This is a genomic window from Shewanella oneidensis MR-1 (genome assembly GCF_000146165.2).
Taxonomy (GTDB): Bacteria; Pseudomonadota; Gammaproteobacteria; order Enterobacterales; family Shewanellaceae; genus Shewanella; species Shewanella oneidensis.
On sequence record NC_004347.2, the window covers coordinates 4,098,635 to 4,112,309 of the forward strand.

General features: G+C 46.4%; 16 protein-coding genes. 13 read left to right on the forward strand and 3 right to left on the reverse strand.

Going from position 1 to position 13,675, the window contains the following annotated elements:
• Positions 1 to 20 precede the first annotated feature (20 nt).
• The 11 genes from SO_RS18415 (at position 21) to mgtE (ending at position 8,390) form a co-directional block, all read left to right on the forward strand.
• Positions 21 to 998, forward strand: coding sequence for a KpsF/GutQ family sugar-phosphate isomerase (locus tag SO_RS18415; protein WP_011073694.1), 978 nt, complete (start codon positions 21 to 23; stop codon positions 996 to 998).
• On the forward strand, positions 998 to 1,549 hold the full coding sequence (kdsC, locus tag SO_RS18420; RefSeq protein ID WP_011073695.1) for a 3-deoxy-manno-octulosonate-8-phosphatase KdsC: 552 nt from the start codon (positions 998 to 1,000) through the stop codon (positions 1,547 to 1,549). The genes SO_RS18415 and kdsC overlap by 1 nt, the downstream gene beginning before the upstream one ends.
• The gene (gene lptC, locus SO_RS18425; protein WP_011073696.1) at positions 1,546 to 2,106 is read left to right on the forward strand and encodes an LPS export ABC transporter periplasmic protein LptC; all 561 of its coding nucleotides are present in this window, start codon (positions 1,546 to 1,548) and stop codon (positions 2,104 to 2,106) included. Before kdsC ends, lptC begins: the two co-directional genes overlap by 4 nt.
• Positions 2,093 to 2,644, forward strand: a complete 552-nt coding sequence (gene lptA / locus SO_RS18430) for a lipopolysaccharide transport periplasmic protein LptA (RefSeq protein WP_011073697.1) — start codon at positions 2,093 to 2,095, stop codon at positions 2,642 to 2,644. Before lptC ends, lptA begins: the two co-directional genes overlap by 14 nt.
• The gene (lptB, locus tag SO_RS18435; protein ID WP_011073698.1) at positions 2,641 to 3,372 is read left to right on the forward strand and encodes an LPS export ABC transporter ATP-binding protein; all 732 of its coding nucleotides are present in this window, start codon (positions 2,641 to 2,643) and stop codon (positions 3,370 to 3,372) included. The genes lptA and lptB overlap by 4 nt, the downstream gene beginning before the upstream one ends.
• A 106-nt stretch (positions 3,373 to 3,478) precedes the next feature.
• Complete coding sequence (locus SO_RS18440) at positions 3,479 to 4,954, forward strand: RNA polymerase factor sigma-54 (protein WP_011073699.1); 1,476 nt, start codon at positions 3,479 to 3,481, stop codon at positions 4,952 to 4,954.
• Positions 4,955 to 4,982: 28 nt separating this feature from the next.
• A complete protein-coding gene (gene hpf, locus SO_RS18445) occupies positions 4,983 to 5,270 on the forward strand; it encodes a ribosome hibernation promoting factor (RefSeq protein ID WP_011073700.1) in 288 nt (95 codons plus the stop codon).
• A 2-nt stretch (positions 5,271 to 5,272) separates the two neighbouring features.
• On the forward strand, positions 5,273 to 5,716 hold the full coding sequence (gene ptsN, locus SO_RS18450; protein ID WP_011073701.1) for a PTS IIA-like nitrogen regulatory protein PtsN: 444 nt from the start codon (positions 5,273 to 5,275) through the stop codon (positions 5,714 to 5,716).
• Positions 5,713 to 6,567, forward strand: a complete 855-nt coding sequence (gene rapZ, locus SO_RS18455; protein WP_011073702.1) for an RNase adapter RapZ — start codon at positions 5,713 to 5,715, stop codon at positions 6,565 to 6,567. Before ptsN ends, rapZ begins: the two co-directional genes overlap by 4 nt.
• Positions 6,554 to 6,829, forward strand: coding sequence for an HPr family phosphocarrier protein (locus SO_RS18460; RefSeq protein WP_011073703.1), 276 nt, complete (start codon positions 6,554 to 6,556; stop codon positions 6,827 to 6,829). The genes rapZ and SO_RS18460 overlap by 14 nt, the downstream gene beginning before the upstream one ends.
• A gap of 196 nt (positions 6,830 to 7,025) precedes the next feature.
• Positions 7,026 to 8,390 carry a magnesium transporter gene (gene mgtE, locus SO_RS18465; RefSeq protein WP_011073704.1) on the forward strand — a complete coding sequence of 455 codons (1,365 nt, stop codon included), beginning with the start codon at positions 7,026 to 7,028 and terminating at the stop codon, positions 8,388 to 8,390.
• Positions 8,391 to 8,472: 82 nt separating this feature from the next.
• Here mgtE and SO_RS18470 read toward each other — a convergent pair whose 3' ends face one another.
• Positions 8,473 to 9,303 carry a molybdate ABC transporter substrate-binding protein gene (locus tag SO_RS18470; protein ID WP_011073705.1) on the reverse strand — a complete coding sequence of 277 codons (831 nt, stop codon included), beginning with the start codon at positions 9,301 to 9,303 and terminating at the stop codon, positions 8,473 to 8,475.
• A 221-nt stretch (positions 9,304 to 9,524) separates the two neighbouring features.
• Entirely contained in the window at positions 9,525 to 10,211 is a 687-nt protein-coding gene (locus tag SO_RS18475; protein ID WP_011073706.1) for a YiaD family glycine zipper/OmpA-like lipoprotein, read from the reverse strand.
• Positions 10,212 to 10,880: 669 nt separating this feature from the next.
• On the opposite strand from SO_RS18475, the gene SO_RS18480 reads away from it, so the two are divergent.
• Positions 10,881 to 11,114, forward strand: a complete 234-nt coding sequence (locus tag SO_RS18480) for a transposase (protein WP_011073707.1) — start codon at positions 10,881 to 10,883, stop codon at positions 11,112 to 11,114.
• 646 nt (positions 11,115 to 11,760) lie between these two features.
• Here the strand turns inward: SO_RS18480 and SO_RS18485 are convergent.
• Positions 11,761 to 12,618: a PA4780 family RIO1-like protein kinase gene (locus SO_RS18485; RefSeq protein WP_011073708.1), complete on the reverse strand. Its 858-nt coding sequence runs from the start codon at positions 12,616 to 12,618 to the stop codon at positions 11,761 to 11,763.
• Between the two features lie 486 nt (positions 12,619 to 13,104).
• Here SO_RS18485 and SO_RS18490 point away from each other — a divergent pair, with 486 nt between their 5' ends.
• Positions 13,105 to 13,653 (forward strand): DUF2799 domain-containing protein, encoded by a 549-nt coding sequence (locus tag SO_RS18490; RefSeq protein WP_011073709.1) that lies wholly within the window; start codon positions 13,105 to 13,107, stop codon positions 13,651 to 13,653.
• Positions 13,654 to 13,675 lie beyond the last annotated feature (22 nt).

Here is a 13,675-nt window from a genome sequence, read left to right on the forward strand (position 1 = left end):
ATGCAAGAAGAGAGATAGACATGGTAGACCAATCACAATTGCGCCAATGGGGCTGTAAAGTCATCGATATTGAAAAATCGGCCCTCGACAACCTTTATCAGTACGTCGATTCCGCTGAATTCGCCCAAGCCTGTGAATTAATTCTCAACTGTAGCGGCAAAGTCATCGTGATGGGGATGGGGAAATCCGGCCATATTGGCAATAAAATCTCAGCCACCCTCGCCAGTACAGGCACTCCGGCCTTCTTTGTGCATCCAGGCGAAGCCAGCCATGGCGACTTAGGCGTACTCTCTGACAACGATATTATTCTCGCCATTTCGAACTCGGGCGAATCAAGTGAAATCCTCGCACTGATGCCCGTTATCCAGCGTAAAGCCATTCCGGTGATAGCCATGACGGGCAAACCTGAGTCCACTATGGCACGTTTGGCCAAAATTCATTTATGCATTGAAGTACCAGAAGAAGCCTGCCCGCTCGGGCTCGCCCCCACGTCAAGCACCACCGCAACCTTAGTGATGGGTGATGCGATGGCGATTGCACTGCTGCAAGCTAAAGGCTTCACCCGAGACGATTTCGCTATGTCTCACCCAGGCGGCGCCTTGGGTCGTAAACTACTGTTAAAAGTCAGTAATGTGATGCACTGCGGCGATGACTTACCGCTGGTCAAACACGATATCTGCATTACCGATGCCCTGTATGAAATCTCCAAAAAAGGCCTCGGCATGACCGCGATTATCGATGAGCAAAACAAACTCGTGGGTATTTTTACCGATGGCGACTTACGCCGCGTCATCGATGCCCAAGTCAACCTGCGCACCACACCGATCGCCGATGTGATGACGCGAAACTGTGTCACTATTACTGAAAACGTATTAGCAGCGCAGGCGCTGCAAGTGATGGACTCTAGAAATATCAACGGCCTAATAGTGATAGATAAAGAAAATCATCCTGTCGGCGCACTCAATATGCTCGATATGGTTAAAGCGGGAGTCATTTAATGCCACAGCAAGGATTTTACGGCCCCGTCAGCGACGATGTGTGGCAACGTGCCCAAAAAATTAAACTGCTGATCTGCGATGTGGATGGAGTATTCTCTGACGGCCGCATTTATTTGAGCAACTCGGGTGAAGAATTAAAAGCCTTCCACACCCGCGATGGTTATGGTGTACGTTCACTATTGACCAGCGGTTTTCATCTTGCCGTGATTACTGGCCGCCAATCAAGAATTGTTGAAAACCGCATGACTGCCCTTGGGGTCACCCATATTTATCAGGGCGTGGATAATAAATTTGTTCCCTATGAAGAACTGCTATCGATCTACAATGTCACCGCGGAAGAAGTCGCCTATATCGGTGACGATATTGTTGATCTGCCGGTGATGAATGTGGTCGGCCTAGCCGTCTGCGTCGCCGATGGTCATCCCTATGTACGCCAACATGCCCATTTTGTAACTCAGTTAAATGGCGGCCATGGCGCGCTCAGGGAGCTGACGGATCTGCTATTACTGAGTCAAAACAAATTCACCTCAGCCCATGGGATGAGCATATGAGTCGTGTGACCCTCGCCATTATCGCCTTTTTTGGTACTGCGCTGGTGCTGTATTGGCAAGTGCAGCAAAAACGCGGTGGCGATACGGATGACAGCTTGAACAACTCTGACAGACCCGATTACATTATCGAAGATCTGCGCAGTATCGAGTTTAACGAGCAAGGGCAAGTCAATAGTCGGGTGACGGCAAAGCACATGGAACACTATGAGCTGAAAAATCAAACCGACTTTACTCAACCAGTCTATCTTGTCTATCCCGACCAAGGTAAAGCAAAATGGCAGATCCGAGCAGATCTTGGTCGGCTCAACAAAGAAACTGGCAAGGTTGTATTAGAAAATAATGTTATTATCGATGCCATCAACCCAGGTGAACCGATACAAACCTTGTCCACCAGTTTTTTAGAACTCGATCTCAACACTATGATAATGACCTCTGACCGCATCATTTACGTCACAGGGAAAGATTTTAATATTCAAGGGCAAGGCCTTTATGCCGACCTTAACGCGCAGGAAGTGCAATTGACCAGTCAGGTAGTAGGAACCTATGAAGCAAAATAACATATTACTTGCCAGCCTAATGCTCATGACAAGCATGAGCACCTTCGCCAAAGTCGGTGACTTACAGCAAGAAGTTAAGATTAAAGCGGTCAGCCAAACTGCTGATATTAAAAACAATCAGATCATTTTCTTCGGCCCAGTTGAAGTCGTACAAGGTTCAATCAAAATCAATGCGGATCAACTCCGTGCATTTTCAGCCGAAGGCGAAAACAGCAAGATTCTAGTGGCGACAGGTAATCCAGCAACCTATAGCCAGATCCTCGACGATGGCCGCCCAGCATCTGCTAGCGCCAAAGAAATTCGCTATGAAATGGCCACGAGGACCTTGACGCTAACAGGCACCGCCACCCTTGACCAAGCGGGTAGCCAAGTCACAGGCAATCTAATTCGTTACAATATCATTCAGCAAAAACTGATCGCCGAAAGTACCGGCAATGGTGACGATCGTGTGATTACCATTATTCAACCTGATAACTATCAGGAAGAACTGAAAAACGCACCTGCGGATAAACCTGTGAAAAAACAGGACTCTAAATGACCCAAATCACCTTAAAAGCACAGAATCTGGCCAAGAGTTATAAAAGCCGTCAGGTTGTTAAAGATGTCAGCCTCACGGTTAAAACGGGTCAAGTTGTTGGCCTGCTTGGCCCAAACGGCGCAGGTAAAACTACCACCTTTTACATGGTAGTGGGCTTAGTAAAAAGCGATAAAGGTCATATCTTTATCGACGATGATGATTTAACTGCCGACCCTATGCATCTGCGTGCTCGCAAAGGTATTGGTTACCTGCCACAGGAAGCCAGTATCTTTCGCAAATTAACCGTGCACGACAATATCATGGCGGTACTGCAAACCCGTAAAGAACTCAATAGCGACCAGCGCGAAGAAGCACTAGAGCAGCTATTAGAAGAGTTCCATATCACCCATATTCGTGACAGCCAAGGCATGTCCTTATCGGGCGGCGAACGTCGTCGTGTCGAAATTGCCCGCGCATTAGCGGCTAACCCAAAGTTTATTTTGCTCGATGAACCCTTTGCGGGCGTTGATCCAATCTCGGTTATCGATATCAAGAAAATTATCGAGCAACTCAAAAGTCGAGGTCTTGGAGTATTGATTACTGACCACAATGTGCGCGAGACCTTAGATGTCTGTGAACATGCTTACATTGTCAGTCACGGCAGTCTTATCGCCGAAGGAACTCCTGCAGAGATCTTAGACAATCAGCAAGTTAGGGCTGTGTACTTAGGTGAACAATTCAGGCTATAGTTACTAAAACTGAGCTAATCAGCCTTGAATTTGGCAGCGCAAAGCGCCATCAGTATGATATCAAGCGACCTAAACTCACAATAATAACGTAGGGATCAGCGGTAACATGAAAGCGTCACTCCAGCTCAAACTGGGTCAACAGTTAACCATGACGCCACAACTACAGCAGGCCATTCGTCTGTTGCAATTGTCGTCATTAGAACTGCAGCAAGAGATCCAGCAAGCCTTAGACTCTAATCCTCTTCTCGAGCTGGAAGAGGAGCAATTCGATGCGCCTAGCGAACGTAAACAAGATCTCGCTGATACCGATTTTAGTGAAACCAGCGCCCAGCCACAGGAGCAAGACAACTCCACCGTGGATATTGCCGAGTCACTGACCAAAGAATCCCTGCCCGAAGAGCTCCCCATGGACACCACTTGGGATGAAGTCTTTACCGCATCGCCCAATTCTGGCTCGGGCGCTAGCCGTGAAGATGATATGCCGTTCCAAGGGGAAACCAGCGAGGGGCTATACGAACATTTAGAATGGCAAAAAAACCTCACACCATTCTCAGAAACTGACTTAGCCATAGCCACTGCCATTATTGATGCCATAGATGATCAAGGCTATCTCACTCAAAGCACTGAAGATATTCTCGAAGCCATGGGCAACCCCGAGATAGAACTGGATGAAGTTGAAGCGGTACTTAAACGTATTCAACACTTCGATCCCGTTGGCGTTGCGGCAAGGGATTTAAGCGAATGTTTACTGATCCAGCTATCCCATTTTTCTCCTGATACTCCGCATCTCGAAAATGCCCGCATGTTGATCAAAGATCATCTTGATCTGATCGCTGCCCGCGACTTTAGACTGTTAATGCGTAAGACCAAACTCAAAGAAGACGAGTTAAGGGATAGCATTGCGCTTATCCAAACCTTGAATCCTCGTCCTGGCTTACTCATCACTGCAGTCGATGAAGAATATGTGGTCCCAGATGTCTCAGTTTCGAAAAAAAATGGCCGCTGGGTCGTTGAGCTTAACCCCGATTGCATGCCCAAAATCAATGTCAATCAGCAATATGCAGCAATGGCTCGTAGTTCAAAAAATCAAGCAGACAGCCAATTTATTCGTGGCCATTTGCAGGAAGCCAAATGGTTTATCAAAAGCCTTGAAAGCCGCAACGAAACACTGCTCAAGGTGGCAAACTGCATAGTGCAATACCAACAAGGTTTCTTCGAATACGGTGAAGAAGCCATGAAACCCATGGTCCTAAACGATATCGCCGAAGCGGTAGAAATGCATGAGTCCACCATTTCACGGGTGACCACTCAAAAATACATGCATACCCCAAAAGGACTTTTTGAACTAAAATACTTCTTCTCAAGCCACGTCGGGACAGATGATGGCGGTGAGTGCTCATCCACGGCAATCAGGGCTTTCATTAAGAAACTGGTTGCAGCGGAAAACCAGAAAAAACCATTGAGCGACAGCAAGATGGCTCAACTTCTGGCAGAACAGGGAATTAACGTTGCGCGCAGAACCATTGCGAAGTATCGAGAAGCGATGCTTATTCCCCCTTCCAATCAGCGTAAAAGTTTATAGCCTATTATGGATATCGGAGGACGTTTCTATGCAAATACACCTAAGTGGACACCATATCGAGATTACTGAATCGTTACGGGCATATGTTGAGGAAAAGTTTTCAAAACTTGAACGTCATTTCGAACAGATCAATAATGTGCACGTTGTGCTCAATGTTGAAAAAATGCAACAAATTGCCGAAGCGAGAATCAACCTCACCGGTGGTGAAGTCTTCGCGACTTCAGAGCATGCAGATATGTATGCTGCCATAGACGTCCTGATTGATAAACTTGATCGTCAGGTTATTAAACACAAAGAGAAGTTAACAAAACACTAGCAATGGAACTTCGTACCATACTGCGGCCGGAGTGCACAACCTGCGCCACTCCAGGCAGTAAGAAAAAGGTACTGGAACTTATCAGCGACTTAGCCGCTGCCCAGTACCCCACCCTATCATCTCAAGCGATCTTCGAAAGCCTTGTGGCGCGCGAAAAGATGGGTAGCACAGGTATAGGTAACGGTATCGCCATTCCACATGGTCGATTAACCGATATAACACAACCCATAGCGATATTGATAAAATGTGAGGAGCCGATAGCCTTTGATGCTATCGATAAACAACCTGTCGATATTTTATTTGCGCTACTCGTGCCTGCCAATCAATGTCAGCAGCACTTAAGCACCTTGTCCTGCATGGCTGAAAAGCTGAGCGACAAGCAAGTATTGAAACAATTGCGTAAGACGCATGATGAAACGGAACTCTATCAGGTAATCATTGGATGAAACTGGTCATAGTGTCAGGGCGTTCAGGCTCAGGCAAATCGGTCGCACTTAGAGTGCTTGAAGATCTCGGCTACTATTGTGTCGATAATTTGCCTTTGCCGTTAATCGGCAGTTTGCTTGAACAGCTCAAAGGCAGTAACGATCTCGTCGCCATCAGTGTCGACGTGCGTAACCTGCCGGAGCAAGACAAAGTCCTGGTCAAACAGCTTGCAAGCCTACCTGAGGGCACTGAGCTCACTAGCTTTTTTCTAAATTCCAGCGATAAAGTCCTGCTCAAGCGCTATAGCGAAACCCGCCGTTTACATCCCTTGTCTAAGAGTCGTGTTTCACTGCAAGAAGCCATTAAACTCGAAGGCAAGCTGCTAGAGCCGCTGTCACAACAAATGGATCACTACATAGATACCTCCAATCTAAATATCTATGAACTCAGTGACCAAGTGCGGCAAATTCTGCTTGGCAGTGTCGATAAGGAACTAGTGATCAACTTCGAGTCCTTCGGTTTTAAGCATGGTATGCCGACCGAAGCTGACTTTATGTTTGATGTGCGCTTTTTGCCAAATCCGCACTGGGAGCCAGAGCTGCGACCACTTACCGGTTTAGATGAACCCGTTGCCGAGTTTTTAAATCGCCAGCCACTGGTGAATAAGTTCATCTGGCAAATTGAGAATCTACTCGAAACCTGGTTGCCCCATTTAGAGCGCAATAATCGTAGCTATCTCACGATTGCGATTGGTTGCACGGGTGGCCAACATCGCTCCGTTTATGTCGCCGAGCAACTGGCAAAGCGTTTTAGTAATGGCAAGCACAAAGTCAATGCACGCCATCGAGAGTTGAGCCATGCCAAAGCTTGAACGCCAAGTCACCATTTGCAATAAACTCGGCTTGCATGCCCGCGCCGCCACAAAGCTCGTGGTGCTTGCTTCTGAGTTTGATGCCAGCATTACCCTGATCCAAGGTGAAAAACAGGCCTCTGCCGCCAGTGTATTAGGGCTATTAATGCTTGAGACGGGTATGGGTAAAACCATCACCTTGATTGCCGAAGGCCCGGATGCAGAACCCGCCCTCAATGCCATTTGCGCACTGATAGACGCTAAGTTCGACGAAGCCAGCTAACTAAGGCTTGAACTTATCAACGCCTGCTGCTATTCAAGACACCGTATAGTTTATTTTTATTTTCAGAACGTTAACTCACTAAAACGCATTTGTGGCTCGACGCTTTCCTGTCCGTTCAATTACAATATGCTGCCGCGCTTTGGCTTAAATCCTTAATCGCCAACCTATGCTCCACCGCAGCCACCCTGGAGGAAACATGCCTGTACAAGTCTCAGACAGCTTACAAGTCGAACATCGTCTTGACCAACTGAGCCAAGCTCTCAACAGTGGTATGTTTGTGCATGTCAGGCAAATGCTGCAAAACATGGCGTCATCGGATATTGCATTGATTTTAGAATCTTCACCGCCCAAGGCACGACAAGTACTATGGCAGCTAATCGATCAAGATCAGCTCGGGGATATTCTCGATGAACTCAGCGAAGAGTTAAAAGATCCGCTGATCCGCGCCATGAGCCCTGAACGTGTCGCTAAAGCCACCGCCAGCATGGATACGGACGATCTGGCTTATATTCTGCGAAGCCTACCTGATACGGTTTACAAACAAGTATTGCAGTCTATGAGCCTGCAAAACCGTCAGCGGGTCGAGCAAGCGCTCTCCTACCCCGATGAAACCGCGGGCAGCTTAATGAACACCGATACAGTGACTTTAAGGCCTGATGTGAATATCGATGTGGTGCTGCGCTATCTGCGCCAGCGGGGAAATCTCCCTGACACCACTGACACCTTATACGTGGTTGATAAGCAAGATAAAGTCTTGGGAGGGGTAAAACTTGCCGATCTGCTCACCTGCGATCCCAACACCCCTATCAGCAGCATTATCGATACTGATATCGAGAGTATTCCCGTGGGCATGTCCGACAGTGAAGTAGCACAGCTATTCGAGCGCCATGACTGGGTATCCGCACCCGTGGTCGACAGTGAGGGCAAATTACTCGGCCGGATCACCATCGACGATGTGGTGGATGTTATTCGTGAGGACGCGGAACATTCTATGATGGGAATGGCGGGTATGGACGATGATGAAGACACCTTTGCCCCCGTGGTGAAGAGTACCTTACGCCGTTCGCTCTGGCTCACCATAAATCTGTTTGCGGCTCTGCTGGCTGCTTCCGTAAGCAATATGTTTGAAGGCACTATCGAGCAATTTGCCACTATTGCGATTTTAATGACGATAGTACCAAGCATGGGTGGTGTAGCGGGTAATCAAACCTTGGCCCTGGTGATCCGCGGAATTGCCTTAGGTCATATTGGCCAAAGTAACGCCCGTTGGCTGATCGGCAAAGAACTCGCCATTGGCTTTTTGAACGGCTTGATGTGGTCGATTTTAGTCTTTATCGCGGTCTTGGTGTGGAAAGATGATATTGCCCTTGCCAGCCTGATAGGTGGTGCAATGCTCATCAATATGACGGTCGCTGGGCTGGCTGGCGCAAGTATTCCCTTGATTTTAAAACGCTTAAAAGTAGATCCGGCGTTAGCGGGCGGTATGGTACTCACCACAGTCACCGATGTGATAGGTCTGTTTGCCTTCCTAGGGTTAGCGACCTTGTATTTAATGCACTAGCACTGGCCCAAGCCTTGCTAAAGCTAAAGCGAGCAACAAAAATGGCGCGATTGAGCGCCATTTTTTAAGAATCGTTTACCCATTATTTTTTAGGTGGTTGAAAACCATAACCCGTTAAGATGGCTTGCCCCTCAGGAGACAAAATGAACTCGGCTAACGCTGTAGTAGCGCTATTGGCATCCTTTAATACCAATAAGCCATAGTCTGCACCAACAGCTAATTCTGGTGGTAACGCCACAATCTTAAGGCTCGGCACTTCTTTTTGAGCCAGTACCGCATTAGTGCAATAGGTTAAAAATACGTCTGCCTGCTTGTTTTCCATCACCCAACCATAGGGATTGCGATCCTTAGGCGGTTTAGCACTCTCTGGACCACCCGTCAGCTGTAATGCTTTAGCCTCGAGTATCGATTTGGCATTGGTCTTTATTGCCTCAGCTTTAGCAAATACTGCCCAAGCGTAATCGCCAGCAGGATCAGCTTTTGGCGTCGAAGTCCCGAGTTTAGTTTGCGGTGCGAGCAGGGTGTCTAATAAATTCGCGCTAGTGAGTGGCACATCCGCTTGAGCAATCGCGCAGAGCTGGTTACGGGCAAACATTTGCACCTTTTCACCTGCTCCAGCATCCACTAATGCCTGCGGATGTTTCATATTCGCTGAGGCAAAAATATCGACTCGCTCACCCTCTTGGATCCGCTTAAGCAATAAACCAGAAGGCGCATACTGCGCCACCACATTGGCTTGGGATTTCACTTGATAAGCAGCAATAATATCGTTCATTGCGGCTTTTAAACTGCCCGCAGCCCTTAGCTCTATGGGGGCTGTTGTCGCCTCCGTGTGTGTTGGCGCCCCTTGAACCATACCCGCCATCAATGTAGCTCCTAAACTGAATGCCAGTACTAAGCCCTGTTTTGCCATGCTATATCTCCTTTGGCTCTGCAAAATAGTTATCCTAATTCAAGTAACGACATACAAAACGGGAAAACACCAGCAGGATCAAGTAGAACAATCTTAAGGTAAGATCTAATAGAGATGATTGCGGACAAGATCACTGAAGATATAACAACAGAAGGACAATTTGTCCCTTACGATAAAGCAAAAAGTCGCCCGCAGGCGACTTTTACCGTGATGAATTATTACTAACCCGTTGGAGTTAAGACTATTTCCACACGACGGTTTTGGGCGCGCCCTTCGGCATTGGCATTGGATGCGATAGGACTCGCCTCCCCCATGCCTTTAGACTTAACGCGAGCGGAAGCCACGCCTTTACTCATCAAGTAGTTGCCTACTTCACTGGCGCGAACCTGCGACAAACGTAAGTTGTAAGAATCAGATCCGCTGCTATCGGTGTAACCTAATACATTCAGTTGGGTCTTGCTGTATTCCTTCGCCACCAGCGCAACAGAGTTAAGTACCCGCTTAGCACCATCGCTTAGCTCAGTTTGATCCACACCAAAAGTCACTTCATTTGGCATGTTGAGAATAATATTGTCACCGCTGCGAGTCACGCTTACGCCTGTTGATGCCAGTTGTTGGCGTAATTTGGTTTCTTGAACATCCATATAGTAACCAATGCCGCCACCCAAGGCGGCCCCAGAGGCCGCACCAATTAAGGCCCCTTTACCGCGGTCACTCTTACTTGACGACGCCACACCAACGGCAGCCCCAGCAACGGCACCAATGAGTGCACCCGTGGTCGCTTTCGCAGTTTGTTGTTCATTGGTATAGGGGTTGACGGTTGTACAACCAGACGCAATCAAGGCGCTGGTGATCACGACTATCGCAAGCTTAGATGCTGGCAATGATTTAATTGAAGGCTTCATCATTTATGACCTCATAACATGATTGATGATGCTATTTACCTACGAAAAGGCAAAGGGCGTGGTAAGTCGCCAGAAGACACCATGAAAAAAATCGCAGTATATAAGCATTCTTTTTCGAGACAATCTTTAATCGTCGCGAAGCATTGTTTATCTGTGATGTAGGCCAAAACAATACCAACTCAATACATCTTCAAACCATCCCGTTAACATTTAGAGTAAAAGCACTGAAATAGTGCAGCCTGCACCGTTTCAGATACCAATAAAAATATAGACCGTTTAAAACCACAAACTAAGATATTGATTATTAATAAAAATGCTACGATAAAAATATTGGCATGATTTTTACATAATAATAAATAGGTAGGTAGGTGAGCTGGGTCGACCAAGTCGTGTAACTCTCTACCTAATGCAAGCTGTTTGACACTGAAGGACGTTAATCTGAATGCCCGTTAGTCGGCATGTAAATCGACGCACAATCCCCAAATGGGATTGAGGAGGAAAAGATGAAACATCTGATGAAATTAATTACCCATTGTCGCCACGAGTTATTGATCTTACGCCATGTAGGACATAGTCAGTGGGATATTGAACAGCGCCACTAACGCTACGAAACAACCTTAAAGGAACCAAGAAAAACCAATACTGATAACAATGAGTGAAGAGGAATAATCCATGGGAATCGCCAATCATAGTCTAAAACCTGACGTTATTTTTGAAGTAAAAGTCAAAGGCAGATTACTCTCTGATGTTGCTCGACAGTATGGTCTTTCAGCTAAATCCGTCTACCAATGGGTCAGAGAAAGCGAGCAGCAACCTTCGCAGCGGGAATGTGCATTAATGAGTGAAATTGCGCAGCTACAAAAGCGCATTAAGCAACTTAATCATGAATTACGCACCATAGGCTAGACCATCCTAAGTGCATGGTTTGACAAGGTCGGACGCCAACACATAGCGTCTTGAGGTCTGCAAGCGCCATGAGAGATGTGCAAATAACGATAATAACAGCGCCCTTTTATGTCCGGCCTTGTCATCAATGATTGAAATTAGGCATATCCCCAAACAACATGAAGATGCAGGATTCAGGGGAAATGTAACAGTTTAGACAGAGTCGGATGGGTATCTATTATCGCTCCCCAACGACCTAAGATAAAAATCGTACAAATAACAATAATAACTGTGCAATTGACTATCCGGCTCTGTCACTTTGTATCCCTCTGGTTAATGACGGGAGCGAGGAAGATTTTGGCAAGACTTTAGAGGGAGTCATCTCCCCCAAAGATCAAATATGTGAATTGTACTCCCCCAAGTCACCAACATATTGCCCTCTGGGGTCTTGTCCTTTTATTCACAGATCAGTGACGATCTCGCGCTACACGGGTAGTGCGCCATGGATGGCAGTGCAGCTTGCGACCTAGCATGATTCATTATCGCAATGATGAAGAACGAGCAATGATGCCTACACGATGGATTGGAATAAAAAATTAGTTAGTTACATAATCGCCCCATAAAAAAGACGTTCATCGAGCGTCAGTTTTTATGGCATGAATGTTAATTAATAACCTTCATTTGCTTCTTGAAGTCGCTGTTTGCGCTCCAGCGCCTCTTCATAGGCGGCTTGAATTTCATCCAATACCGAGTTGACATCGGCATCGGCTAATACTTCGGTAAAGTTGCCCGTTAATAGGGTATCGGGCTTTAGCTGACCCGACTCAAATAACGCCCACATTTCTTTGGCATATTGCGTCTTAAGTAGCTCAGGGGCGTACTGACCATAATATTCAGTCATATTATTCACATCCCGCTCTAGCATCCATTTAGCGTGATTATTGGCTGCGGCATCGACAGCTTGGGGTAAATCAATAATGACTGGACCATTGTCATCGACTAAGACGTTAAATTCGGATAAATCACCATGAACTAGGCCAGCGCATAGCATACGTTTGACATAGGTCATCACTAAGGCGTGATCATGGAGGGCTTTCTCGGCGCTAAGGCTCACATCATTAAGGCGGGGCGCAACATGACCTTCACTATCCGTTACTAATTCCATTAGTAACACCCCATCGTAGCAGCCGTAAGGCGTCGGAACTCGCACTCCGGCATCTGCCAAACGAAACAGCGCATCCACCTCAGCGTTTTGCCAGACTTCTTCCATTTGTTCACGGCCAAACTTAGAGCCTTTCTCCATAGCCCGAGCACGACGACTATTTCGGACTTTGCGGCCCTCTTGGTAAACCACTGCCTGCTTGAAACTACGTTTGTCCGCTTCCTTGTAAACTTTAGCGCAGCGAAAATCATCGCCACAGCGTACGATGTACACAGTAGCTTCTTTACCGCTCATTAACTGGCTAATGACTTCGTCAACCAGTCCTTCATCAACCAGAGGTTGGATTCGTTTAGGAGTTTTCATACCGACCTTATACCTTAGTTAGGCCTAAGATGGAATGTGCGGGGCAAATCTTCATATATAAAGCAGCCTTCTACTAGTAATGAATAACAAAACAATTGTAAGAATACCCGAGTTCAGTAAAAACTAAAGCACCTAGCGTAGGAACACAATAGCAAAAACTGCAGGATTTAAAGTCAGTAAACTTGCTGAAAATTAACCCTTATCTCCTTTATCGCCCCTAAATAACGATTTCATCGCCTCCTAAGCAACATCGTAAATCTGTCACGCCATGAATTAAAAATAAAGCATTTAAAAATCAAAACATTATAAACCATAAGTATTAGGGCATATTGATGTTTCGAGATTACATTTTGTTCGTTCCACAGAAAATAACTTATTCACCTTTGGGCAACTCAAATAACCGCACAAGGGGCGAAATATAGCGCTAGATCTCCCATGTTCTAAGCTTTATGCTGACGCCTCTTTGGTGACTTTTTTGATGATTAAATGCGATATCTTAATTTTGCGTTAGCACTGACCGCTCTTTCCCTTACTCAATGCACGAGTCTTTCACTCGAAGAATGCCGTGATAATGACTGGTACGCTACAGGCTTGGCCGATGGTAACCGCGGTACCACAGCGAGCAAGCTTAACCAATATCAGCAGGACTGCCGAGAATTTAATCTCAAGGTGAATGCAGCACAATGGCAACAGGGATATCAGCAAGGATTAATCAGCTATTGTTTGCCTGAAAATGGCTACCGTATAGGTTTAGCAGGAGAAAGCTACTATGGCGTATGTAGCAATAATCAGTTTGTTGAACGCTATAACCAAGGACACGAGCAATATCTTGTCAATAAACGGTTAGCTGAAATCACAGAACGCTTAAATGCTATCGATATCGAAATTAGCAGTATCAACAACAAGCTAAACAATCTCACCGATAAAGCCAAGTTGCTAAGGCAAAAAAATATCCTGCTAAATGAGAAGAATCATCTTCTGGACGAAAGATTGCGCCTGCGCCATGGCGATTTCCGTTTTGAGTTTAGGTTCTAATCCATACAAGGCTGAAGCCATC

Coding starts and splice junctions, on each gene's coding strand:
- lptC (WP_011073696.1), top strand. CDS start 1,546: ATGAGTCGTGTGACCCTCGCCATTATCGCCTTTTTTGGTACTGCGCTG.
- SO_RS18440 (WP_011073699.1), top strand. CDS start 3,479: ATGAAAGCGTCACTCCAGCTCAAACTGGGTCAACAGTTAACCATGACG.
- SO_RS18475 (WP_011073706.1), bottom strand. CDS start 10,211: ATGATGAAGCCTTCAATTAAATCATTGCCAGCATCTAAGCTTGCGATA.
- SO_RS18460 (WP_011073703.1), top strand. CDS start 6,554: ATGCCAAAGCTTGAACGCCAAGTCACCATTTGCAATAAACTCGGCTTG.
- ptsN (WP_011073701.1), top strand. CDS start 5,273: ATGGAACTTCGTACCATACTGCGGCCGGAGTGCACAACCTGCGCCACT.
- SO_RS18480 (WP_011073707.1), top strand. CDS start 10,881: ATGGGAATCGCCAATCATAGTCTAAAACCTGACGTTATTTTTGAAGTA.
- lptA (WP_011073697.1), top strand. CDS start 2,093: ATGAAGCAAAATAACATATTACTTGCCAGCCTAATGCTCATGACAAGC.
- SO_RS18415 (WP_011073694.1), top strand. CDS start 21: ATGGTAGACCAATCACAATTGCGCCAATGGGGCTGTAAAGTCATCGAT.
- lptB (WP_011073698.1), top strand. CDS start 2,641: ATGACCCAAATCACCTTAAAAGCACAGAATCTGGCCAAGAGTTATAAA.
- hpf (WP_011073700.1), top strand. CDS start 4,983: ATGCAAATACACCTAAGTGGACACCATATCGAGATTACTGAATCGTTA.
- SO_RS18470 (WP_011073705.1), bottom strand. CDS start 9,303: ATGGCAAAACAGGGCTTAGTACTGGCATTCAGTTTAGGAGCTACATTG.
- SO_RS18490 (WP_011073709.1), top strand. CDS start 13,105: ATGCGATATCTTAATTTTGCGTTAGCACTGACCGCTCTTTCCCTTACT.
- SO_RS18485 (WP_011073708.1), bottom strand. CDS start 12,618: ATGAAAACTCCTAAACGAATCCAACCTCTGGTTGATGAAGGACTGGTT.
- rapZ (WP_011073702.1), top strand. CDS start 5,713: ATGAAACTGGTCATAGTGTCAGGGCGTTCAGGCTCAGGCAAATCGGTC.
- mgtE (WP_011073704.1), top strand. CDS start 7,026: ATGCCTGTACAAGTCTCAGACAGCTTACAAGTCGAACATCGTCTTGAC.
- kdsC (WP_011073695.1), top strand. CDS start 998: ATGCCACAGCAAGGATTTTACGGCCCCGTCAGCGACGATGTGTGGCAA.